This window comes from Brevundimonas terrae, assembly GCF_011761985.1.
Taxonomy (GTDB): domain Bacteria; phylum Pseudomonadota; class Alphaproteobacteria; order Caulobacterales; family Caulobacteraceae; genus Brevundimonas; species Brevundimonas terrae.
In genome coordinates, this window is record NZ_JAASQT010000005.1 from 140,201 (window position 1) to 163,987 (window position 23,787).

The 23,787-nt window shown below is 61.9% G+C and carries 15 protein-coding genes; 2 read left to right on the plus strand and 13 right to left on the minus strand.

Annotated elements, in window-relative coordinates; all coding sequences use genetic code 11:
- Nucleotide 1: 1 nt before the first annotated feature.
- The 5 genes from FHS64_RS11935 to map form a co-directional block, all read right to left on the minus strand.
- Entirely contained in the window at nucleotides 2-895 is an 894-nt protein-coding gene (locus FHS64_RS11935; protein ID WP_167178579.1) for an aldo-keto reductase family protein, read from the minus strand.
- A 1-nt stretch (nucleotide 896) separates the two neighbouring features.
- Nucleotides 897-1,139: a BolA/IbaG family iron-sulfur metabolism protein gene (locus FHS64_RS11940; protein ID WP_167178581.1), complete on the minus strand. Its 243-nt coding sequence runs from the start codon at nucleotides 1,137-1,139 to the stop codon at nucleotides 897-899.
- Between the two features lie 63 nt (nucleotides 1,140-1,202).
- Nucleotides 1,203-1,733 (minus strand): GNAT family N-acetyltransferase, encoded by a 531-nt coding sequence (locus tag FHS64_RS11945; RefSeq protein ID WP_167178583.1) that lies wholly within the window; start codon nucleotides 1,731-1,733, stop codon nucleotides 1,203-1,205.
- Nucleotides 1,730-2,461: a RadC family protein gene (radC, locus tag FHS64_RS11950; protein ID WP_167178585.1), complete on the minus strand. Its 732-nt coding sequence runs from the start codon at nucleotides 2,459-2,461 to the stop codon at nucleotides 1,730-1,732. Before radC ends, FHS64_RS11945 begins: the two co-directional genes overlap by 4 nt.
- A gap of 41 nt (nucleotides 2,462-2,502) precedes the next feature.
- Nucleotides 2,503-3,324 (minus strand): type I methionyl aminopeptidase, encoded by an 822-nt coding sequence (map, locus tag FHS64_RS11955; protein ID WP_167178587.1) that lies wholly within the window; start codon nucleotides 3,322-3,324, stop codon nucleotides 2,503-2,505.
- A gap of 440 nt (nucleotides 3,325-3,764) precedes the next feature.
- On the opposite strand from map, the gene FHS64_RS11960 reads away from it, so the two are divergent.
- Nucleotides 3,765-5,060 carry an OmpP1/FadL family transporter gene (locus tag FHS64_RS11960; RefSeq protein ID WP_167178589.1) on the plus strand — a complete coding sequence of 432 codons (1,296 nt, stop codon included), beginning with the start codon at nucleotides 3,765-3,767 and terminating at the stop codon, nucleotides 5,058-5,060.
- A 122-nt stretch (nucleotides 5,061-5,182) separates the two neighbouring features.
- Here FHS64_RS11960 and FHS64_RS11965 read toward each other — a convergent pair whose 3' ends face one another.
- The 4 genes from FHS64_RS11965 to FHS64_RS11980 form a co-directional block, all read right to left on the minus strand.
- Nucleotides 5,183-6,631, minus strand: a complete 1,449-nt coding sequence (locus FHS64_RS11965; RefSeq protein ID WP_167178634.1) for a DEAD/DEAH box helicase — start codon at nucleotides 6,629-6,631, stop codon at nucleotides 5,183-5,185.
- 310 nt (nucleotides 6,632-6,941) lie between these two features.
- Nucleotides 6,942-7,595, minus strand: a complete 654-nt coding sequence (locus FHS64_RS11970; RefSeq protein WP_167178591.1) for a DUF1345 domain-containing protein — start codon at nucleotides 7,593-7,595, stop codon at nucleotides 6,942-6,944.
- Between the two features lie 65 nt (nucleotides 7,596-7,660).
- Nucleotides 7,661-12,196, minus strand: coding sequence for a glutamate synthase large subunit (gene gltB, locus FHS64_RS11975; RefSeq protein WP_167178593.1), 4,536 nt, complete (start codon nucleotides 12,194-12,196; stop codon nucleotides 7,661-7,663).
- A complete protein-coding gene (locus tag FHS64_RS11980) occupies nucleotides 12,193-13,620 on the minus strand; it encodes an NAD(P)-dependent oxidoreductase (protein WP_167178636.1) in 1,428 nt (475 codons plus the stop codon). Before FHS64_RS11980 ends, gltB begins: the two co-directional genes overlap by 4 nt.
- A 269-nt stretch (nucleotides 13,621-13,889) precedes the next feature.
- Here FHS64_RS11980 and FHS64_RS11985 point away from each other — a divergent pair, with 269 nt between their 5' ends.
- The gene (locus FHS64_RS11985) at nucleotides 13,890-16,328 is read left to right on the plus strand and encodes a membrane-bound PQQ-dependent dehydrogenase, glucose/quinate/shikimate family (protein ID WP_167178594.1); all 2,439 of its coding nucleotides are present in this window, start codon (nucleotides 13,890-13,892) and stop codon (nucleotides 16,326-16,328) included.
- A 151-nt stretch (nucleotides 16,329-16,479) separates the two neighbouring features.
- On the opposite strand, the gene FHS64_RS11990 is transcribed toward FHS64_RS11985, so the two are convergent.
- The 4 genes from FHS64_RS11990 to FHS64_RS12005 form a co-directional block, all read right to left on the minus strand.
- On the minus strand, nucleotides 16,480-17,745 hold the full coding sequence (locus FHS64_RS11990) for a glutamate-5-semialdehyde dehydrogenase (RefSeq protein ID WP_167178595.1): 1,266 nt from the start codon (nucleotides 17,743-17,745) through the stop codon (nucleotides 16,480-16,482).
- A complete protein-coding gene (gene proB, locus FHS64_RS11995; RefSeq protein WP_167178638.1) occupies nucleotides 17,745-18,896 on the minus strand; it encodes a glutamate 5-kinase in 1,152 nt (383 codons plus the stop codon). Before proB ends, FHS64_RS11990 begins: the two co-directional genes overlap by 1 nt.
- A gap of 160 nt (nucleotides 18,897-19,056) precedes the next feature.
- Nucleotides 19,057-20,484: an efflux transporter outer membrane subunit gene (locus FHS64_RS12000; protein ID WP_167178596.1), complete on the minus strand. Its 1,428-nt coding sequence runs from the start codon at nucleotides 20,482-20,484 to the stop codon at nucleotides 19,057-19,059.
- Nucleotides 20,484-23,756, minus strand: coding sequence for an efflux RND transporter permease subunit (locus FHS64_RS12005; RefSeq protein ID WP_167178597.1), 3,273 nt, complete (start codon nucleotides 23,754-23,756; stop codon nucleotides 20,484-20,486). The genes FHS64_RS12000 and FHS64_RS12005 overlap by 1 nt, the downstream gene beginning before the upstream one ends.
- Nucleotides 23,757-23,787: the final 31 nt, after the last annotated feature.

Here is a 23,787-nt window from a genome sequence, read left to right on the forward strand (position 1 = left end):
GTCAGGCGGCGCGTGAAGACGTGACGCGGGCCATTTCCAGTTGCGCGGGCAGGCTGACCGGCATGTCGCGCTCGCACGCCTTGGCCAGACGTTTCAGGCGCTCGACATTGGGGGCATGAACCACAACACCGGCCAGTGACGGGTCCAGCAGGGCGTGCGCCAGACACAGGTCCTCGGCTTCCCAGCCGGGGGTGGAATACAGGAAGGCAAACGGGTTGGACGCTTCCTCGGCGACCGGCTTTTTGCGGCCCAGACCGAACAGACCCTTTTGCGGTTCCGGCGCGGCGGCGCGTTTGGGGGCAGTCAGCAGGGATTTGGGGAAATAGTCCGTTGAGAACACGATCATCTGCTGTTCGCGGGCCGAACGCAGGCAGGACCGCTGGCGGGCATCCATCTGGATATGGCTGGGCGTATAGAGGACATCGAAACGCCCGCTATGGATATAGACCTCCATCACCTCCGAATTACCGCGCAGGCCCAGTCGCTTGACGCGGGTGTCCTCGCGCAGGGACTTCAGGGACTGTGACGGCAGTTCGCTCTCTGACGGGTCATCCAGAATAACCGTGTCGAGATAGACAAGGCCCGAAGCCTTGAGGACGGCCCCGATCACCGCGCTCAGGCCTTCGGGCGTGAAATTGCGCTTGCCATTGGGCAGGGGGCCAACGGTCAGGGAGATATGCAAAAGGTCGCGGTCAACCTGACGCAGCGCCTCGCCCGCCGTGCGGATCAGGGTAGGATCAAGGCTGTCGATGAAGAAGCTGTTGACCCCTTCCTCCACGGCCGTGTCGATAAGATTGCGTATGCCGTTGGCACCGGACGCGGCCACCGCCGCATCCAGTGTCAATGTTATTGCTGAAACTGCCGAGCCGACCTCTCCGAGAGGACGATAGCGCATATCAGATAACCTCTGCGGGGGTTTTGGCGTCAAAGCTGACCGAGTGGACCACAGTGCCCAGCTTGCCCTTGAGGGCGGCATTACAGGCGCGGCCACGGTTGACGCGACTCATACCTTCAAAGGCGCTGGAGACGACCAGTGCCACCCAGTGGTCCTCGTCGCCTGCGGTGTCACGCAGGTCAATGACAGCGTCCGGAAAGGCGTCGGTCAGGTGCGCGCGCAGTTCGTCGGCAGACATGGGCATGGGCGAAACTCGTTTCAGTAAGCAGTACAGACCTGTAGCCAATAAGCGTCTCCGAGCCGATTGTCAGCCTGTGCTCTTGGTCGTGGGCCTGTGTCGTTCATAAAGGCCAAGGGTTGAGCCTTTGTGTAGACCCTGCCCATAGTGTCTAAATCCGACCGTTTCGGCCAGTTTGATCGACTGGGTGTTGGGATCGGAGATCATGCAGACGGTACGCTCGAAACCCAGAACGGTATCGGCATAGTCCAGCACCGCCGTCACCGCTTCGCGGCCCAGACCCTTGCCGTGGAAGGGCGAAGTCATGGCCCAGCCGATTTCGGGGGCGGTAAAAGGCGGTGTCAGGTCGCGGCGATAGTCGAACAGACCGACACTGCCCACCAGTGTTCCCTCATGGTCCCGCAGCACCCAGTTGCCATAGCCCAGAATCTGCCAGTGGCCGATATCGCGTAACAGGCGCAGCCAGACATCTTCGGCGCACATGGGCTGGCCGGAGATATAGCGGGTGACGCCCTCCTCGGACCACATCTGTGTCAGGTCGTTGAAATCGGTGTCGGATACGGGGGTCAGCGTCAGGCGCTGGGTACGAAGAATGGTCACATCAGGCCTAGTTGTTTGAAGCTGGTTACGCCGTGCCGTCCGGCGATCAGGTGGTCGTGAATCTGGATGTCCAGCGCGCGGGCCGCTTCGATAACCTGTTTGGTCATGTCGATATCGGCGCGGCTGGGGGTCGGGTCGCCCGAGGGATGATTATGGACAATAACCATGGCCTTGGCGCTGAGTTCAAGGGCGCGGCGCACAACCTCGCGCGGATAGACGGGCGCATGGTCGACCGTGCCGCGATTTTGAATCTCGTCGCGGATCAGCTGGTTTTTGTTGTCGAGGTACAGGATGCGGAACTGCTCGCGCGGTTCGTGTTGCAGGGCCAGCCGCACATAGGCCAGCAGGGCTGTCCATGATGCGATCACCGGACGCTTGGCCACCTCATCCAGTGCGGCGCGACGTGCCACTTCCTGAAGGGCGCAAAGATCGAGTGCGGTCTGTTTGCCAACCCCGCGCATCTGGCCTTTGATATCGGTGGCCCGCACGGTCAGCATGTCTTCGAGCGAGGCGGCCATCACCCCTGACATAGAGCCGAAACGGTCCAGCAGGGCCTTGGCCAGAGGTTTGACATCGCCCTGCGGCTGGCTGCGGAACAGGAAAAGTTCCAGCAGCTCATAGTCGGGAAGATTGGCCAGACCGCCTTCGATCGCCCGCTCGCGCAGGCGTTCGCGGTGGCCCAGATGATGGGCCTTGGGCTTGGCCGCTATGGGTATGCTGTCCGTCATCGTCTCCCCCCGAAAGAGGAGACTAGACGTAACTGCGTTCGTCAGAAAGTGGGGCGGAACATGTTCTTCGGCGAGGCCGAGAAGATTTCGATGCCGTCTTCGGTGACACCGATCGTGTGCTCGCACTGCGAGGACAGCGACTTGTCACGGGTCACGGCGGTCCAGCCATCCGACAGCACCTTCACGGCCGGCTTGCCAAGGTTCACCATCGGCTCGACGGTGAAGAACATGCCCGGCTTGAGGACAGCACCCTCGCCACGACGGCCATAGTGCAGCACGTTCGGGTTGTCGTGGAACACGCGGCCGATACCGTGGCCGCAGAAGTCACGCACCACGCTCATGCGCTGGGCCTCGACGAATTTCTGGATGGCATAACCGATATCGCCAAAGGTGTTGCCCGGCTTGACCTGGGCCAGACCCAGTTCCAGCGAGTCATAGGTGACATCGATCAGCTTCTTGGCGCGGGCATTGATCTCGCCGACCGGATACATGCGGCTGGAATCGCCGTGCCAGCCGTCAACGATGACGGTGTGGTCGATATTGACGATATCGCCTTCCTTCAGAACCTTGTCACCCGGAATGCCGTGGCAGACGACATGGTTGATCGAGGTGCAGATGGTCTTCTCGTAGCCCTTATAGCCAAGGCAGGCAGGGATCGCATTGTTGTCGAGCGTGAACTGGCGCACCAGATCGTCCAGATAGCCGGTGGTGACGCCCGGTTTGACGTGCTCGGTAATCATGTCCAGCGCCTCTGCGACCAGACGGCCGGCCTTGCGCATGCCTTCGAAATCTTCCGGCGTGTGAATGCGGATTTCGTGGCTGCGGACCAGGACGTCGGTTTCCAGTTCGGGCGTTTCGTACATGACAGACTTTCAGCATTTTGCCGCGCTCGTAAGCCCTTGATGGCTGTCGGGTCTGGCAAACTATTTCCGGATGCCGCGCGGGGAGGCGGCAACTTCTAACTTCAGATGGTGTTTCTAGCACAATAGCGCAATCGCGTCAGCTTTCGACCGACATGCCGCGCCGGAAAGGATGAGGTCAGTAAATGCCAAGCTTTACCTTAAGTCAGCATGACAATTTAAGTAACGACGTTATTCTTGGGTATTTATTCTTCCCTAGCGTAAGTTTGCGTTGAAAAAGTGCGACTTATGCGTCACGCCGTTACTGCATTCTCGCCGTGTGACGATGCTGTGACAGGCTGGGGCGATGACAAGAATATTGTGGCTGATAAGCCATTGCTTCTCTCCCCGAGCAAAGGTCCATCGCATCTGTAATGATGGATCGATAAATATAGGTGAAACGTATGACTTCCAGGAACATGGCCCGCGCGGGTGCCTTGGCGATCCTTATGACTTCGGTGGCCGCTCCGGCCTTCGCAGGCTCCTTCTATCTGCAAGAACAATCGGCACGCGGTCTGGGTCGCGCCAATTCGGGCGAAACCGCCGACAAGGGCGTCGAGTCCATGTGGTGGAACGCCGCCTCGATCGCACGTTCGGGCCGCGAAGTGACCATGTCGCTGCACGCCATCCGTCTGGATGCCGAAGCCACCAATAATGGCTCCTATGTCACCTATACCGACCCGAAGACGGGTACCCGTTACGACGTGCCGGTACTGGATGCCCGCCAGACCGAAAAGCCGCTGGAAAACGGTTTGGTGCCGAACTTTGCCATCGCCATGCCGTTGACCGAGCGTCTGGCTGTCGGCGTGGCCGTGGCCGCACCGTACAACTTCACGACCAAATATTCGGACAACTCGTTCGCCCGTTATGATGCCACGACCTCGGAGCTGCGCTCGGCCGATCTGGGCCTGACAGCTGCCTATCAGGTCAATGACTGGCTGGACGTTGGCGCTGGCGTGAACGTGGAATACGTCAAGGCCAAGCTGACCTCGGCCATGCCGGGCTTTGCCCCGACCTTTGCTGACGGTTCGTCCTCGCTGGAAGGCGACGGCTTTGCCTATGGCTGGAACGTCGGCGCACAAGTCCACACCGGCAAGTGGGATCTGGGTCTGTCCTATCGTTCGGCCATCGAGCACGAGCTGGAAGGCGATATCGTCACGACCCTGACTGGCCCGCTGGCACCGAACAGCGTCGATTCTGCCGGTAGCGCCGAAATCAACACGCCATGGTTCGCCTCGGCCTCGGTGCGCTATGCCGCCACCGACAAGCTGACCCTGAACGCCCAGATCAACCGTATCGGCTGGTCGGAATTCGACGCCATCCGCGTGTCGTATAAGGGCGGTGGCGACACCATCCACCAGAACTATGAAGACGTCACGACCGGCGCGATCGGTCTGGACTATGCCTATAGCGCCAAGACCACCCTGCGCGCTGGCGTGGCCTATGACCCGACCCCGACCACGGATCAACTGCGTACCGCCCGTATCCCCGATGCGGACCGTACCCTGTTCTCGGTTGGCCTGAATACCGAAGTCACCGAAGGCGTCGGCTTTGATGCGGCAGTGACCTATATCGCCATGAACGAGTCGAAGATACACGACGACCGCAACTTCTATAACGGTCTGGTCACCTCGCACCTGCGCGGCGACATCGAAGGTTCGGGTCTGGTGTTCTCGATGGGCACCACCATCAAGTTCTAATCCTTTAGAGGACTGGAATATGAAACGGCGGCTCCTGACGGGGCCGCCGTTTTTGTTTGGGTGTCAGGCAAAAAAATAGGCCGCCCTTCCGAAGAAAGGCGGCCCGTTTTTATCTTACAGGCTTAGGCGCGGTTGAAGCTTTTTGCGCCATTGCCGCCACCGTTCGGGCGGCTGCGCGGGCGGCGCTTCATTTCACCGACCGGAGCCGGCTCGCGCACCTTGGGCTCGCGCGGGGTCTTGGGACGCTCGGCAGCCATCGGATCATATTCGCGCTTGGGCGCTTCAACGACCTCGCCGGTGCGGCCACCCTTGCGGATGCGGTGCGGCTGACCGCCACCCGATGGACGCTGCTCGTTGCGGCGACGGTTGCGGCTGCGCGGATTGCCTTCACCCTCGCCACGGCGCGGTTCACGCTCGGGCAGGGTCGCCTTGGCCGAAACACCGGCCGCCAGAATCGAGGCGTCCAGAGCTTGCAGGCCCTTGTCGTTGCGACGGTCGGTCATCGGGATCTTCTGGCGGGTCACCTTTTCGATGTCCTTCAGAAGCTTCATCTCGTCGCCGGCTACGAAGCTGATGGCGGTGCCCTTTTCACCGGCGCGGGCCGTACGGCCAATGCGGTGAACATAGGATTCCGGTACGAAAGGCAGCTCGAAGTTCACAACGTGCGTGACCTTGTCCACGTCGATACCGCGCGCCGCGATGTCGGTGGCGACCAGAACGCGCAGCTTGCCGTTCTTGAAGGCCTCAAGGGCGCGTTCGCGTTGCGGCTGGCTCTTGTTGCCGTGGATGGCACCGGCTTCAACGCCACCGGCTTCCAGATAGGCGGCAACCTTGTCGGCACCGTGCTTGGTCTTGGTGAAGACCAGGCAGCGCGTATAGGACGGGTCCGAGAACAGTTCGGTCAGCAGGGCGCGTTTGCGGCCTTGTTCAACCCAGATCACCGATTGCTTGATGCGCTCGACGGTCGTGGCTTGCGGGGTGACCTGAACCTTGATCGGCTCCTTCAGCAGTTCGCCAGCCAGTTTACCGATCTCGTTCGGCATGGTGGCCGAGAAGAACAGGTTCTGGCGACGGGCCGGAAGGCGGCTGACCACTTGGCGGATCGGCTTGATGAAGCCGAGATCCAGCATCTGGTCCGCTTCGTCGAGGACGAAGATTTCGGTCGAGGACAGGTCCAGCGTCTTTTGCTGGATATGGTCCAGCAGACGGCCCGGTGCGGCGACCAGAATGTCGAGGCCTTGCTGCATGGCGCGCTCTTGGCCGCCATACTTGACGCCACCAAAGACAACCGCAACGCGGAAGCCGAGGTGTTGGCCGTATTGTTTGAAGCTGTCAGCGATCTGGGTGGCCAGTTCGCGGGTCGGCGACAGGACGAGGCAGCGCGTGGTGCGCGGCTTGGGCGCAACGCGGTTTTCAGCCAGACGGTGCAGGATGGGCAGCGCGAAAGCTGCGGTCTTGCCGGTGCCGGTCTGGGCGATACCCAGCAGGTCGGCACCCTTCATCACATGCGGGATGGACTTGGACTGGATCGGGGTCGGCTTGTCATAGCCGGCTGCCTTCAGGGCAGACATCAGGCCGGGATTCAGGCCCAAGGATTCAAAAGTAATGTCGCTCACGTCGTTCTTTCACGAATAACGACGAACGCTAACAGCCGTCAGGCCAAGCAGCGCGCGTCGTCCGCCCGTATCGTACGGGCAGGTAACGGGCGCCGCCCCGCGTGTCCGGACGACGTATGATCTTGAGGAACCGACGGCTCAACAGACAGGCGTTTTCTTGAGAAAGAAAGGCCCACACGCGCTGGAGCACGACGGAAACCGCACTGTGCGGTAGCGGGCAAATGGGCCTCTGGCGGTCAAAAGTCAAGTCTGGGCTGAAAACGGCCTAGAGCAGATTGATCGCCAGATTGACGGCCAGAGCCAGAATAACCGTGTTGAACAGCCATGAGATGATGCTGTGCACGGTGGCGATGCGGCGCACGCGCTGGCTGGAAATCTGCACATCGGCGGTCTGGTTGGCGACGCCGATAATCAGTGAAAAATGCAGAAAATCCAGATAGTCCGCATCCGCCTCGCCGGGGAAGATCAGTCCCTGCCGGTCTGTCTGCGGGCCCTGACTGTCGGGGGCGTAGTATTCATGGGTGTAGTGCAGGGTAAAGATCACCTGCACGAACAACCATGACAGGGCGATTGTGCCTATGGTCAGAATGGCATCGAAGGCGGTGGGCTTGCCGCTGGAGGCGGCGATATAGACGATCACAAAGATGCTGGCGGCTGCTGCCAGCAGGCTGAGCGGCAGGACGGCGGCGCCTGCCTGATCCATTTCGGCGGCGCGGTTGCGGATGTCGTCAATGGTGCGGTTACGCGCCATGCGAAACACGGTCAGCAGTAAAAAGGCGGCGATACCGCTATTCCACGCCACGGCCAGTCGCGTCGGCCAATTCCAGCTGGTCGGTTCAACGGCCAGCACAATCGCCATGATGGCCAGTCCCAGCCACAGGGCCACATGCAGCCGCACAATGCGAGGGGTGTTGGTCATCGGACGATGTTACGCGATTTGCATCCGATGACCAGTCGCTCAGTATAGCGGACCCCATAACGGGCCTAGGCGGTGGCCCGCTGTTCTGTTGTCTTGTCGGCCTGTTCGGCATCGCGCACGGTTTGCGGCACAATGCGGATAAAGGCTTTGAGGCTGTTGCCCCAGTCCGCCAGCAGGCGCTGGGCCAAGGGTGAACGGGTAGCGGCCAGATGGGCCTCGACCAGTTCTTTCAGGCGGGTGGCGGCCTCGGTGTTCAAGGTGCCAAGCGTTGCCAGATCGCCATTCAGCGCTTGGGTTGCCTGACCATCGGGGTCCAGCACGAACAGTTCGCCGCCGCTCATGCCGGCCGCAAGGTTCCAGCCGGTCTGGCCCAGAACCACGACACGGCCACCGGTCATGTATTCGCATCCGTGGGCACCCAAGCCTTCGACAACGGCCTCGGCCCCCGAGTTACGAACGGCGAAGCGTTCGCCCGCCGCGCCCGCCACAAACAGACGGCCCGAGGTTGCGCCATACATGGTTGTGTTGCCGCAGACCTGCTGGCCTTCGCGCCATTCATAGGGACGTACGCGGATTTCCGCGCCCGACAGGCCCTTGCCGACATAGTCGTTCACCTCGCCGACCACATCGAGCACGAGCCCCTTGGTGGCAAAGGCCCCGAAGCTTTGACCGGCAATGCCTTCCAGTTTCAGCGTCAGACGCCCCTGCGGACCTTGCGGGCCATATTTGCGCACGATGGCGGAGGACAGACCGGCACCGACTGTGCGCTGGGTGTTCTTCAGCGGATAGGACAGTTCCAGCGTTTGACCGGATTGCAGGAAGGACTGGGCGTCTTTCAGGACCTGCGCATCGAGGCTCTCGTCGATTTCCTTGCGGTGCTTGTCGGCCAGACGACCGGGCTTATCGACATCGACCTTCATAAGCAGCGGGTTGAGATCGAGATCATCCAGATGCGAGCCACCACGGCGAACCTGTCGCAGCAGGTCGGTACGGCCGACAATCTCGTCAATGGTGCGCGCGCCCAGAGAGGCAAGGATTTCGCGCACTTCCTCGGCGATGAAGGTGAACAGGTTGACCACCTTTTCCGGCGTGCCGGTGAACTTGGCCCGCAGGCGCTCGTCCTGCGAACAGATGCCGACAGGGCAGGTATTGGAATGGCACTGGCGCACAATCAGACAGCCCATGGCGATCAGGCCCGCCGTGCCGATGCCGAACTCTTCGGCCCCCAGCAGGGCGGCGATCACCACATCGCGTCCTGTTCGGATGCCGCCATCGGTGCGAAGCGAAACCGACGAACGCAGATGGTTGAGGCTGAGCACTTGGTGCGCCTCGGCCAGACCGATTTCCCACGGCATACCCGCATGTTTGATCGAGGTCTGCGGAGACGCCCCCGTGCCGCCGTTGTGACCGGCGATGAGGATGGCATCGGCCTTGGCCTTAGCCACGCCCGACGCAATCGCGCCAATACCGGTGGCGGACACCAGTTTGACCGTAACCTTGGCATCGGGGTTGATGGCCTTCAGATCATAGATGAGCTGGGCCAGATCCTCGATGGAATAGATGTCGTGGTGCGGCGGCGGCGAGATCAGGGTGGTGCCGGGGACCGCATGGCGCATCTTGCCGATGAACTCGGTGACCTTGAAACCGGGCAACTGGCCGCCTTCGCCGGGCTTGGCACCTTGCGCGACCTTGATCTCGATCTCGCGGCACTGGTTCAGATATTCGGCGGTGACGCCGAAACGACCAGACGCCACCTGTTTGACGGCCGAGTTGGCATTGTCGCCATTCGGGCGCGGCACATAGCGGGCGGGGTCTTCGCCGCCTTCACCGGATACGGCGCGTGCACCCATCCGGTTCATGGCGATGTTCAGCGTTTCGTGCGCTTCGGGGCTGAGAGCACCCAGCGACATGGCCTGCGACAGGAAGCGCTTGCGGATGTCCGAAACGCTTTCGACCTCGTGCAACTGGACGGGCTGTAGACCTTCCTTGAAGTCGAGCAGGTCACGAAGCGACAGGTCCGCCTGTTCTGCGACAGCGGCGCTATATTGCTTGAAGCGCTTATAGTCGCCGCGGTTCGTCGCATCCTGCAACAGGTGGATGGTCTTGGCGTCATGGCCATGGGCCTCGCCGCCTGCACGGATGCGGAAGAAGCCACCCATGGACGGCGACGGCACGGCATCATTGCCGAATGCCGCCGTGTGACGTTGCAGGGCGGCACGTTCCAGACCGGCCAAGCCGATGCCCGAAATACGCGACGGTGCATTGGGGAAGAACTCGGCAGCCAAAGCGCGTGACAGGCCCAGCACCTCGAATTCACAACCGCCGCGATAGGCCGAGATGATCGAGATACCCTTGCGGGCCAGCACCTTGAGCAGGCCCGCCTCGATGCCCTTCTTATAGTTGAGGCAGGCATCTTTCAGCGTCAGGCCGCCATAGATGCCGCGCTCCAGACGGTCCTGGAATAGCTCCTGTGCCAGCCAAGGATTGACCGCTGTGGCACCAACCCCCACCAGAACGGCAAAGGCGTGCGGGTCCAGTGTCTCGGCAGAGCGGACGACGATGGAGCAATAGGTGCGCAGTTCCGCTTCGATCAGGCGCAGGTGAACGCCCGAGGTTGCCAGGATCATCGGCACGCTAAGACGATCTTCGGCACCCCGTTCGTCGGTCAGGACGATCAAGGTCGAACCGGCACGGGCGGCCGCTTCCGCCTCGTCACGGATGCAGTTAAGCGCGGCCCTCAGGCCAGAACCGGCTTCGTCCGTGGCGTTTGGTACCGGATAGGTGCAGTCGATGACCGTGGTCGAGCCATCGGCGACAACGCCCAGCAGGCGATCATACATGCCGGTGGTCAGGACCGGACTGTCGAGGATGAACACATCGGTCTGGGCCTCGTCATGGGCCAGAATATTGCCGAGGTTCTTGAAGCGGGTTTTCAGGCTCATGGCCCCCGCTTCGCGCAACGGATCGATGGGCGGGTTGGTGACCTGAGAGAAGTTCTGGCGGAAATAATGCGCCAGTGGACGCGGCAGCGAAGACAGCACGGCGGGCGGCGCATCGTCGCCCATAGAACCCAGCGCTTCCTTGCCGTCACGCACCAGCGCATCCAGCAACAGGTCACAGTCCTCGCGGCTGAAACCGGCGGCGATCTGGCGGCGGATCAGGGCGTCGCCCGTGGCGGCACGCGGCTCGGGACCGGGGCCGATCAGCGGCTCCAGATCGACCATGTTGCCGAGCCAGTCCTTATACGGATGGGCGGCGGCCAGAGCATCGACGGCTTCGTGCTCGTCATAGACACGGCCCGTCTTCAGATCGACGGCGATCAGCTTGCCGGGGCCGATGTGCAGGCGGCGCTTAACGCGGCCTTCCGGCAGAGGCACCAGACCGGCCTCGGACCCTGCCAGCAGCAGGCCGTCGACGGTTTCAACGGCACGCAAGGGTCGCAAACCATTGCGGTCCTTACCGGCCACGACCCAGCGTCCATCGACGGCGCACAGGGCGGCGGGACCGTCCCATGGCTCGATGACGGCATTGCAATAGGCATAGAGGGCGCGGTGTTCGGCCTTCATCATCATGTCGTCGGACGACCAGGCTTCGGGCACCAAAAGGGCCTTGGCCATGGGCGCAGGACGACCGGCGCGAACCAGAAGCTCGAACACATTGTCCAGCGCCGCCGAGTCCGAACCGCCCGCCTGAACCACAGGTTTTACCTCGTTGTCGCGATCGCCGAAGGCCGAGGCGGCCATGCGGATCTCGTGCGACTTCATCCAGTTGAGGTTGCCGTGCAGGGTGTTGATCTCGCCATTATGGGCGAGGGTGCGGAACGGCTGTGCCAGCTTCCATTCGGGGAAGGTGTTGGTCGAATAGCGCTGGTGGAACAGGGCATAACCAGAGGCGACCGTCGGGTCGTTCAGGTCGATATAGAGCTGGCCCAGCAGTTCGGCGCGGACCATGCCCTTATAGACAATCGAGCGGGCCGACAGCGAGCAGACATAGAAGCCACCCAGACCCGACTTGGTGACAGCAGCTTCGATGCGGCGGCGACACAGATAAAGTTCGCGCTCCAGCGTCTCGCCATTGGCGTCGGCCTTCCACAAGGCTTCCGGTGCCGCCAGCATGATCTGTTCGATCTCGGGGCGGGTTTGTTCGGCGCGGGTGCCGACGACCGACAGGTCTAGCGGCGCCTGACGCCAGCCATAGATATAGAAGCCCGAGCGGATAGCCTCGGCCTCGACAATGGCGCGGGCGCGGTCCTGGGCACCCAGATCGGTACGCGGCAGAAAGATCTGCCCGACAACAATGGGACCATCGCGCAGGGTCTGGCCGACGGCTTTGACCTGTGCGGCAAAGAAGTCCTGCGGGATTTCGATCATGATGCCGGCCCCGTCGCCGGACAGGCCGTCGGCATCGACCGCGCCACGGTGGGCCACGGCCTTCAGCGACTGGATGGCCATGTCCACAACCTCGCGGCGCGGCTTGCCGTCGATGGCGCAGACGAGGCCGACACCGCAGGCATCGCGCTCGGAGTTCGGATCGTAGGAACCGGCGGCGACCAGTTGCGCGCGGGCGGCTCCGTATTGTTCCAGCCAGTTTTGCTCGGTCATGCTGCGGCTTCCTCGGTACGTGCGCGCAGGTAGCGGTCGATTTCGGCAGCGGCATCCTGACCGTCGCGCACGGCCCAGACGACGAGTGAGGCACCGCGCACGGCGTCCCCTGCGGCAAACACGCCTTCAAGGCTGGTTTTGAAGCCGCCGCGCGCCACCTGCACGGTGTTCCAGCGGGACATTTCCAGCGAGGCGTCCATCTGCTCGGCGAAGTTTTCAGGCTCGAAACCGAGCGCCTCGATGACCAGATCGGCAGCGACATCGAAATCGCTGTCGGCGACAGGCACGATCTCGCGACGGCCACCGGCACCCGCATCGCTCAAGGCCATGCGCTGGGCGCGGACCGCATTGACGGTCTCGCCCTTGGACATGAGGGCCTTGGGGGCGGCCAGCCATTCAAAGATGACGCCTTCTTCCTCGGCGTTCTGCACCTCGCGGGCACTGCCCGGCATGTTGGCGCGGTCACGGCGATAGAGGCAGGTGACGCGCGTTGCGCCCTGACGGATGGCTGTGCGGACGCAGTCCATGGCGGTGTCGCCGCCACCGACGACCACGACGTTTTTGCCCTTGGCGGTATCGGCTTGTACCTCATCGCCCAGATCACGCTTGTTTTGGGCGATCAGGTAATCAAGCGCGGGCAGGGCATCATCGGGGCCACAGCCGGGAATGCTGAGACGGCGGGCTTGATAGACGCCCATGGCCAGCAGCACGGCATCATGCTTGGTGCGCAAGGCGTCCATGCTGATATCGGTGCCGACCGAGGTATTGAGCACAAACTGGACCCCGCCCTCGACCAAGCGGTCGATCCGGCGCTGGACGATGTGTTTCTCAAGTTTGAAGCCGGGGATGCCGTACATCAACAGGCCGCCCGCGCGGTCATGCCGGTCATAGAGGGTGACGCTGTAGCCTTCGCTACGCAGACGGTCGGCGGCGGCCAGACCCGCGGGGCCAGCCCCCACAATGGCAACGGATTGCCCGCGTTCCGCCAGCGGGCGGATCGGTTCGACCCAGCCGTTTTCAAACGCCTTGTCGGCAATCCATGCCTCGACCGAGCCGATGGTCACGCCGTCCCAGCCCGATTGCTGAAGCGTACATGCGCCTTCGCACAGACGGTCCTGCGGGCAGATGCGGCCGCAGATTTCCGGCATGGTGGAGGTCAGGCTGGCGGTCTTCCACGCTTCGCGCAGATCGCCGTCTGCCGACAGGGCCAGCCAGTCGGGAATATTGTTCTGCAAGGGACAGGCATTCTGGCAGAACGGCACGCCGCAATCGGTGCAGCGCGACGCCTGTTTCTGGCCGCTCTCGGGTGTCGGTTTGAGCGTGATCTCCTCGAACGAGAGCACACGCGACGGCGCAGGCGACTTATCCAGTCGCCGCGCTTCGATCAGAAAACCACCAGGGTTTGAGCGTCCACCTTTTTGCATCTGCACAATGTGACTCTCATGGCGCTTGTGTGCAAATATTTTTCTAAATGGCGATATAAAATATCTAAAGGATATATTTTATTGCTGAGCGTGTAAGTAATTTGCATTTTCTGTGCGGGTAAAATGCTGCGCCGCGATATAAATATTCGTAGTGTTTGAGAGTGTTTCGCAGTTGTGTGTATCACATAGCTAGGCTGTAGGCAGCCGCAGGGGGAACGGAGTTCTCTCGACGGGGTTCAATCTCCCATGCAACTCAGGGAGGAGCTGTCATGGCGAGGGTTGAACGCGGTGCGGGTGTAGGAAGCATCCTGATACGAATTCTGGGCGTCGTGATTGCCATTATCGGGCTGACGCTGGTGATTGGCGGTATCCAGTTGGCGATACTGGGCGGGTCTTATTACTACCTGTTGACCGGTGCCTTAATGGTGGTCAGCGGTGTCCTGTTGTTCCTGCAAAGGCTCTGGGGCGCGTGGCTCTATGTGCTGATTGTGATCGGCACCGTGGCCTGGGCGATCTGGGAGGTCGGCCTGAACGGCTGGGCGCTGGTGCCCCGTGTGATCGCGCCGCTGGTATTACTTGTGCCGGTCATTCTTTCGCTGGGGGGACTGAAACGCGAGCGCGGCGGTATGGCTGTGCTGGGCGGTTTTGGAGCCCTCGCCGTGGTTTGTATCCTTGGCGGTGTGATTGTCGGCTTTGCCAATCGGGCAAGCATTACCCACCCCGTACCGGCAGCCGGTCAGGACCTGATCGGCGATCCCGCTGTGCTGAAGGTCAATAGTGACTGGCCCGCATGGGGTGGCTCTGACAGTGCGCAGCGCTATTCGCCGTTGACCCAGATCACCCGCGACAATGTGGGCAAGCTGGAACGGGCCTGGATGTTCCGTACAGGCGATCTGCCTGAAGAACGCTGGGGGGCGGAGACCACACCGCTCAAGATCGGCGATACCCTTTATCTTTGTTCGGCTCGCAATCGCCTGTTTGCCATTGATGCTACAACCGGCGAGCAAAAATGGACCTATGATCCCAAGGTCTCCGACGAGCAGATTCCCTATACGGCGGCCTGTCGCGGTGTGGCCCATTATCAGGTGCCCAATGTCGATGCGGCCCAGCCCTGTGCCTCGCGCATTATCGAAGGCACGCTGGATGGTCGCCTGATCGCGGTCGATGCCCGCAACGGCCAGCCCTGTCAGGACTTTGGACAGAACGGCGCTGTCAGCATCAAGCACGGTATGGGTGATCCCTATCCGGGTATGGTGTCGATTACCTCGGCCCCTGTGATTGTGCGCGGCATTGTGGTGACGGGCCATCAGGTTCTGGATGGCCAGCGCCGCTGGAATGCTTCGGGTGTTATTCAGGGCTTTGATGCCGTGACGGGGGCTGTGCGTTTTGCATGGGACATGATGCGTCCTGAAACCACGACCCTGCCACCGGAAGGCCAGACCTATACGCCGGGTACGCCCAATATGTGGACCACGGCCACAGCGGACGAAGCCTTGGGGCTAGTCTTCCTGCCGATGGGCAATTCTTCGGCAGACTATTATTCCGGCACCCGTCGTCCGGCCGAGAACGAATATTCGACCTCGCTGGTGGCGCTGGATGTGACCACGGGCAAGCCGCGCTGGCACTACCAGACCGTCCATAAGGATGTGTGGGACTATGATCTTGGCTCGCAGGCGACGCTGGTCGATATGCCGATGAACGGCACCATGGTTCCGGCTGTGATCCTGCCGTCCAAACAGGGCGACATCTATGTGCTGGACCGCCGGACTGGCCAGCCGCTGCACGAGGTTGAAAATATCAAGGTGCCGCAGGGCGGTGTTGAACCGGAACAGCGTACGCCGACCCAGCCGACCTCGAAATTCCACACCCTGCGCAAGGCCGATCTGACCGAGCGCGATATGTGGGGCATGTCGCCGATTGACCAGATGTTCTGTCGCATCCAGTTCCGTCAGGCGGCCTATGAGGGCTTCTTCACCCCGCCGACAGCAGACCGCCACTGGATCCAGTATCCGGGCTATAATGGGGGTTCGGACTGGGGTGGCGTGGCGGTTGATCCGGTACGCGGAGTGATCGTGGCCAACTATAACGACATGCCTAACCACAATATTCTGGTGCCGCGTGCCGAGGCCGACAAGCGTGGCTGGTTCCCGCGTGATGACCCCCGCTATATCGAGCGCGAAAAAGAAGCAGCCAATCGTGGTGGCAATCTTTCCAAGTCCAAGGCCGAGGGCGCAGGCGATCCGCAAACGGGTGTGCCCTATGCCATCAACGTCAATGCCGGCTGGCGCGTGAAGTTCACCGGCCTGTTGTGCAAACAGCCTCCGTATGGCGGCATCCGCACCATTGACCTGAGGACGGGACGCACCTTGTGGGATCGTCCGTTCGGTACGGCCCGCAAGAATGGACCGTTCGGTATTCCGTCCATGCTGCCGGTTGAAATCGGCACGCCAAACAATGGCGGCTCGGTGGTAACGGCGGGCGGTTTGATCTTCATTGCTGCGGCAACCGATGATCTGATCCGCGCCATCGACATCGAAACCGGCAAGACGGTCTGGTCCGATGTCCTGCCCGCAGGCGGTCAGGCCAACCCGATGGTCTATGAGCAGAATGGACGCCAGTATCTGGTCATCATGACCGGTGGCCATCACTTCATGGAAACCCCGCGAGGGGATCAGGTGATTGCTTATGCTCTGCCGCAGCGCGGCTGAGCATAAGCTCATTCTTTGAGTGCCCCTATCGCCCTATCGGGCTAGTTGAGGGGCATAATCTTTCGCCTACCGCCTTCGGCTACTTGAGGCCGTGAGTGCTTAAAATGGAAAGGCCGGAGTTTTGCTCCGGCCTTTTCTGTTGCGAGTATGTTTAGGGGCGGGTCTGGCCCTGTCCGCGCACCATGTATTTGTAGGTGGTCAGTTGCTCGGCCCCCACAGGCCCACGGGCATGCATACGACCGGTGGCAATACCGATCTCACCGCCAAAGCCGAACTCGCCGCCATCGGCATATTGGGTCGAGGCATTATGGACCACGATGGCGCTGTCCACGCGGTTCAGGAAGGTGGCGGCGGCTTCGGCATCATGGGTGACGATGGCCTCGGTATGGCCCGAGCCATACTGCTCGATATGAGCGATGGCGGCGTCGATATTATCGACCACAGCCACCGTCAGGACGGGGGCCAGATATTCGGTGGACCAGTCCTCAAGTGTGGCCGCGACCATATCCGGCACAATAGCGCGACTGGCGCTGTCTCCGCGTAGCTCACAGCCCTTGGCGCGCAGATCGGCGGCAATCAGGGGAAGAAGGTCGGGCGCAATGGCCTTGTCGATTAGCAGGGTCTCGGTGGCACCGCAGACTGAAACTCGCCGCATCTTGGCATTGACCACGACGGCGCGGGCCATATCGGCATCGGCACCTGAATGGACATAGGTGTGGTTCATGCCTTCCAGATGCGACAGCACGGCCACGCGGGCCTCGGCCTGAACGCGACCAACAAGGCTCTTGCCGCCGCGCGGGACAATCAGGTCAATCGTGCCATTCAGGCCCGACAGCATAAGACCCACTGCCGCACGATCGGGCGTATCGACCAGTTGCACGCAATCGGCAGGAAGGCCCGCTTCGGACAGGGCTTCACCAATTAGTCTGGCAATGGCCAGTGACGATTGAAGACAGTCCGAGCCACAGCGCAGGATGGCTGCATTGCCCGAGCGGATGCACAGGGCGGCGGCATCGGCGGTCACATTGGGGCGGCTTTCATAGATGATGCCCAAAACCCCGATGGGGGTGCGAACGCGGGCAATGTCCAGCCCGTTGACGGGGGCGGTCCAGCGGTCGGTTTCCACACCCAGAGGGTCTTTGACGTCGGCAATAATATCAACCGCCGCAGCAATGCCTTCGATACGGGCAGGATTGAGCGCGAGCCTGTCCAGCAGAGCCTCGCTCATGCCATTGGCGCGGCCCTGATCCAGATCGACTTGATTGGCCTCAAGGATGGCATCGGCATTGTGGCGCAGCTTGTTCGCCAGCAGGCGCAGCGCCTTGGTGCGGGTCTCGCTTGAGGCTTCGCGTAATAGACGGGCGGCATTACGGGCGCGCTGGCCCCGCGCCAGCATGGCGGTGGTCAGGTCGCTCATTACGGTTCCAGAACTAGATCGTTGCGGTGGACGACGACCGACGGGCCGCGATAGCCGATCAGCTTTTCGATATCGTCCGAATGCTGGCCCTTGATGCGGGCCACATCGTCATGCGGATAGTTGATCAGGCCGACGCCCAAGCGCGAGCCATTGAGATCAACCAGTCGCACACTGTCGCCCTTTTCAAACCGGCCTGACAGTTTGACCACGCCGGATGGCAACAGGCTCTTTCCGGCGCGCAAGGCCCGCACGGCACCGTCATCCAGCGTCAGGCTTCCGGCAGGATCGACACTTCCGGCGATCCACTGTTTCCATGCGGCCAGTGGTGTGGACGAGGCGTGGAACAGGGTGGACCTAGCCCCGTCGCGTACGGCCTTGATGGGGTGGCGACTGAGGCCCGAGGCAATCAGGGTGGCGCATCCGGCAGAGCCTGCGATCTGCACAGCGGCCAGCTTGGTGGCCATGCCGCCTGTGCCGACACCTGCATCGCTATTGGCCCCTGTCCCCATGGCCAGAATCTCGGGGGTCAGGCGCTCCACGACCGAAAGATGCTTGGCGTCAGGATCGCGGCGCGGGTCGGCGGTATAGAGCCCGTCCACATCGCTGAGCAGGACCAGCAGATCGGCTTGAACCAGTTGCGCAGTGCGGGCGGCCAGACGGTCATTGTCGCCGTAACGGATTTCCTCGGTGGTGACGGTGTCGTTCTCGTTGACCACAGGGATGATGCCATGGGCCAACAGCGCCTGTGCGGTGGCGCGTGCATTCAGCCAGCGACGGCGGCGTTCGGTGTCGTCGCGCGTCAAAAGGATTTGTCCGGCCATCAGGTCATGCGGGGCCAGTGCCTCTTCCCATGCCTTCATCAGCAAGCTCTGGCCGACGGCGGCGGCGGCCTGTTTGTCGGCCAGCTTGCGCGGGTCGGTCTGGATGCGGGCACGGCCAAGGGCCACGGCACCGGACGAGACGATAATGATCTCGCGGCCTTCGTGTCGGAGGTCGGCAATGTCCTCGGCCAAGGCGGCCAGCCATGCACGGTTGGCCTCCTTGCGGCGGGCATCGAACAGCAGGGACGAGCCGATCTTGAGCACGATCTTGCGGGCCTGATCGAAGCCAGCCTGTGGCGACGTCGCGCCCGAGGCGGGAGCGGAGGGCAGGTCAGAGCGGATATCAGCGGTCAGTGTCACGCCATCATGACTAATGCCGAAGCATCTTCACGTCATCACCTCTGTGGTGATAATTTTTCAGATAGGGGCCATAAAAAACGCCCGACAAAGAAGATTTGTCGGGCGTTGAAGTTTTGAAGCTTGTGAAAGCCTAGTTGTCTTGGGTCCAGCTGCCGCCCAGAGCCTTGAACAGGGTGACCTGTGCATTGGCAACGGACTGTTCCGAACCGGCCAGAGCCGCGTCAGTACCCGCAAGGGTCCGTTCGGCATCCAGCACGCTGAGGAAGTTGTCGACACCGGCGTCGAAACGCATGCGCGACAGTTCAGCCGCGCGCTTGGCCTGATCGCGGGCGGTGCGCAGGGCACGTTGACGATCCAGCTCGTTGGCATAGGCCGACAGGGCGGTTTCGGTTTCCTGAAGCGCGGTCAGAACCGTCTGGTCATAATCGGCCAAAGCGGCATCGGCGAGGGCATCGGCCTGTTTGATACGGGCCCGCGCCGCGAACACGTTCGGGAAGGACCACGAGATCAGCGGACCAACCGAGAACCGGAAATTCTCGTCATTGCCCAGATCCGACGAGTCCAGAGCGGTCGAACCCAGCGAACCGCCGAGGCGGACGGACGGGAACATACCGGCCGTGGCCACATTCACACGCGCACCGGCGGCGGCCAGCTTGGCCTCGGCCTGACGGATGTCGGGGCGGCGGGCCAGAAGGGCCGAACCGTCACCGACCGGAATCGGCTGCGACAGTTGCGGTGTGGTGTTGCAGGCCTTGGCCGCTTCGCTGGCCTCGGCGGGCGTGCGGCCCGTCAGGGTGGCGAGGCGGAACAGCGCCGCATCACGGGCTGCGCGCAAAGGCGGCAGGGTGGCGCGGGTTTGCTCCAGCGCGGCACGGGCGCGGGCCACATCCAGACCATTGCCCGAACCGGCATTGAGCAGGTTCTGGGTCAGGTCGGCGGTTTGGCCCTGCAGACCGATGGTGCGCTCGGCCACCGCCACCTGTGCGTTGAGGGCGCAGGTATCGACATAGGCGCGGGCGGTTTCGGCCACCACGGTCACACGCACAACCTCCAGTGCGGCCTCGGCAGCACGGTGGTCGGCACGGGCCGCACGGATGGTGGACTCTACGCGGCCGAACAGGTCGATCTCGTAGGACATGTCCAGACCGACATCATAGGTGTCGACCTCCGGCAGTTCGGCACCGCCGGCTGCTGGGTTGGTGATGGTCGAGGACTGGGCGCGGTTGGCCGCACCCGTCACCGTTGTGGACGGCAGACGGTTCGAGCGGGCTTCCGACAGCGAGGCACGGACAGCGCGCAGATTGGCGGTAGCCGCTTCAAGCTGGTTGTTCTCGGCCAGAGCCTGTTCGATCAGGCCGTCCAGTGTCGGGTCGTTATACAGACGCCACCAGTCGCCCTGTACTGCTGCGGTCGAAACCGCAGCAGACTGGGAACCGATGAAATCGCCTTGCGACGAAACCGGCGTGGTGGGGACCACAGGCTTGGGACCGACAGCACAGGCTGCCAGCAGGGCTGCCGAACCGGCGGCCATCATCAGGTTGCGGATTTTAGCAGACATCAAGCATCTCCCTGACGCGGAGCAGCCGGAGCCGGATCCGTATCATTGGGGTCAAAAGGATCGTGCGGGGTCGAGCCGTAGGTGGTCGGCAACTGACGTTCCTTTTGCGGACCCTGGGGCAGTTTGCCCGCGAGCCAGCGACACACGACATAGAAGACCGGCGTGAAGAGCAGACCAAAGACCGTCACACCAATCATGCCCGATACCACAGAGATACCCAGCGATTGACGCATCTCGGCACCCGGACCGGTGGACACAGCCAGCGGCAGAACACCGAAGATGAAGGCGAACGAGGTCATCAGGATCGGACGCAGACGCTGGCGAGCGGCCTGAACGGCAGCATCGAAGCGGTTGAGCCCTTGCTCGTCCTCGGCCTGTTTGGCGAACTCGACGATCAGGATGGCGTTCTTCGCGGCAAGGCCGACCAGAACCACCAGACCCACCTGAACAAGGATGTTGTTGTCCAGACCCGTCAGGTTGACCCCGATCAGTGCGGCCAGAATACACATCGGCACGATCAGGATAACCGCCAGAGGCAGGGTGAAGGCTTCGTACTGGGCGGCCAGCACAAGGAAGACGAACACCACGGCCAGCACGAAGATCATCACAGCCGACGATCCGGCTGCCTTCTCCTGGAAGGCCATTTCGGTCCACTCGTAACCGAAACCGCTCGGCAGGGTTTGTTCCGCCAGACCTTCCATGAAGGTCAGGGCCTGACCCGAGGAAATGCCCGGTGCGGCCTGACCCTGAAGCTCGGTGGCGGGGAACAGGTTGTAACGCACCACGCGCGACGGGCCGGAGGCTTCGTACAGGTTGGCAACAGCACCGACCGGCACCATGGCACCCGAGCTGGAACGAACCTTCAGGTTGGCGATGTCGGAGATGTCATCGCGGTACGACGGCTCTGCCTGTGCCGTCACACGGAAGGTGCGGCCCAGATAGTTGAAGTCGTTGACGTAGCTTGAGCCCAGATAGATGCCCAGCGTACCGAACACCTGCGAGGGCTGGACGCCCATCATCAGGGCCTTGTTACGATCAACATCGGCGCTGATACGCGGCGATCCGGTGTTGAACATCGAGAAGACCTGCTGGACGTCGTTCGGATTTTGGGCAGCAGCGCCCATCATCGCGAAGGTTGCGCCTTCGAGGGCTTTGTAACCGGCACCCGAACGATCCTGGATCATCATCTTGAAGCCGCCATTACCCATGCCTTGAACAGGCGGGGGCGACAGCATGAAGATTTGCGCATCCTGAATCTGTGCGGCAGCACCCGTCAGGGCACCGGCCAGAGCGGCAGCGGCCTGATCCTTGTTCGGACGGTCGTCCCAGTCCTTCAGCTTGATGAACATGGTGGCCGAGTTAGAGCTCATCGAGAAGCTGGAGCCGTCAAGACCGGCCAGAGCAGCAACTTCCTGCACGTTCTCGTTGGCGTTGATGATGCTCAGCGTACGGTTCAGCACATCCGAGGTACGCTCGAGCGAGGCCCCTGCCGGAAGCTGGATGACGCCGATCAGCACGCCTTGGTCCTGCTCGGGAATGAAGCCCGAGGGCGTATCAACCAGACGCCAGCCGGTGACAGCCAGAAGGCCGACATAGACAATCAGAACCACAAATACCATGCGGACCAGACGGGCGGTCAGGGCACCAAAGCGCTCGGACAGCCAGTCAAAACCGGTATTGAACTTGTTACCGGCCCAACCGATGTAATAGCTGATCGTACCGAAGATGCCCTTCTTGCGAGCGGCGTGATCGTCGTGGACCTTGTGCGGCTTGAGCAGCAGGGCAGCCATGGCCGGCGACAAAGTCAGCGACAACAGCAGCGAGATCAGGGTGGCCGTAGCAATGGTCACCGCGAACTGGCGATAGAAGATACCCGGAATGCCCGGCATGAAGGCGGTCGGTACAAACACGGCGGTCAGCACCAGCGAGATGGCGACCAGCGCGCCCGAAACCTCGGCCATCGAGCGATAGGCAGCCTCACGCGGGGTCAGGCCTTCACGGATATAGCGTTCGACGTTCTCGACCACGATGATGGCGTCATCGACGACGATACCCACGGCCAGAACAAGCGCGAACAGAGATAGCGAGTTGATCGAGTAGCCGAGGCCCAGCAGTACCGCGAAGGTACCCACCAGTGCCACCGGAATAGCCGCCACCGGAATGATGGCCGCACGCCAGGTCTGCAGGAAGACCAGCACCACGATCGCCACCAGAATGACGGCTTCAAACACGGCACCGATAACCGAGTCTACCGAGGCCTGAACGAACTCGGTCGGGTTATAGGGGACGGTATAGGTGACGCCCGGAGGGAAGTCCTTGGCGATGGCATCCAGCTCGGCTTGAACCAGTTTCGCTGCGGACAGCGAGTTGGCACCCGGTTGCTGGATGATACCCATGCCGACGCCCGGCTTGCCGTCGAAGCTGGCATTCACGCCATAGTCCTGCGGGCCGATTTCGATACGGGCCACATCGGACAGACGCGTCACGCGACCTTGTGCATCGCTACGGATGACGACCTGACCGAATTCCTCGGGGGTCTTCAGACGGCCTTGCAGATCGATCGGAGTCTGGAACTGGGCCGGATTTTCCGGATACGGAGCCTGACCCAGCGAGCCACCGGCGGCCTGGATGTTCTGGGCTTGCAGAGCGCCCACAATGTCCTGAGCCGAGAGGTTGCGCGCGGCAGCCTTGGTCGGGTCAATCCAGATACGCATGGCATAGTTGCCGCTGCCGAACACCTGAACCGAGCCGACGCCCTCGATACGCAACAGGCGGTCGCGCACGGTCGAGTTGGCAAGGTTACCCAGATAGGTGGTGTCGATGGCAGGATCGTCGGAAACAAGCGCCGCCAGCATCAGGAAGCCGCTGGAGGCCTTGTTGACCATCACGCCGGAGCGACGCACTTCTTCGGGCAGGCGCATCTCGGCCAGAGCCACGCGGTTCTGGACCAGAACCTGTGCGGTATCCAGGTCTGTGCCCGGCTCGAAGGTGACCGTCACGGCCACGGCACCATCTGCCGTCGAGGACGACGACATATAGAGCATGCCTTCAACGCCGTTGACTTCTTGCTCGATGGGCGCGGCTACGGTCTCGGCCAGAGTCTCGGCCGAGGCCCCCGGATAGGAGGTGTTGATGGTGATGGTCGGTGGCGCGATATCGGGATACTGCGCCAGCGGAAGGCTTGGATAGGCAAACGCCCCCACCAGAGTGATGAAGGTGGCGATAACGATCGCGAAGATCGGCCTATCGATGAAAAAGCGGGAGAAATTCATAATCTAGTTTCCGGCCTTAAGCCCTCTTTCC

Bases quoted from the DNA above. Each gene is read 5' to 3' on its own strand.
- FHS64_RS11935 (WP_167178579.1), bottom strand. From the start codon at position 895: ATGCGCTATCGTCCTCTCGGAGAGGTCGGCTCGGCAGTTTCAGCAATA.
- FHS64_RS11940 (WP_167178581.1), bottom strand. From the start codon at position 1,139: ATGCCCATGTCTGCCGACGAACTGCGCGCGCACCTGACCGACGCCTTT.
- radC (WP_167178585.1), bottom strand. From the start codon at position 2,461: ATGACGGACAGCATACCCATAGCGGCCAAGCCCAAGGCCCATCATCTG.
- map (WP_167178587.1), bottom strand. From the start codon at position 3,324: ATGTACGAAACGCCCGAACTGGAAACCGACGTCCTGGTCCGCAGCCAC.
- FHS64_RS11960 (WP_167178589.1), top strand. From the start codon at position 3,765: ATGACTTCCAGGAACATGGCCCGCGCGGGTGCCTTGGCGATCCTTATG.
- FHS64_RS11965 (WP_167178634.1), bottom strand. From the start codon at position 6,631: ATGTCTGCCCTGAAGGCAGCCGGCTATGACAAGCCGACCCCGATCCAG.
- FHS64_RS11970 (WP_167178591.1), bottom strand. From the start codon at position 7,595: ATGACCAACACCCCTCGCATTGTGCGGCTGCATGTGGCCCTGTGGCTG.
- gltB (WP_167178593.1), bottom strand. From the start codon at position 12,196: ATGACCGAGCAAAACTGGCTGGAACAATACGGAGCCGCCCGCGCGCAA.
- FHS64_RS11980 (WP_167178636.1), bottom strand. From the start codon at position 13,620: ATGCAAAAAGGTGGACGCTCAAACCCTGGTGGTTTTCTGATCGAAGCG.
- FHS64_RS11985 (WP_167178594.1), top strand. From the start codon at position 13,890: ATGGCGAGGGTTGAACGCGGTGCGGGTGTAGGAAGCATCCTGATACGA.
- FHS64_RS11990 (WP_167178595.1), bottom strand. From the start codon at position 17,745: ATGAGCGACCTGACCACCGCCATGCTGGCGCGGGGCCAGCGCGCCCGT.
- FHS64_RS12000 (WP_167178596.1), bottom strand. From the start codon at position 20,484: ATGTCTGCTAAAATCCGCAACCTGATGATGGCCGCCGGTTCGGCAGCC.
- FHS64_RS12005 (WP_167178597.1), bottom strand. From the start codon at position 23,756: ATGAATTTCTCCCGCTTTTTCATCGATAGGCCGATCTTCGCGATCGTT.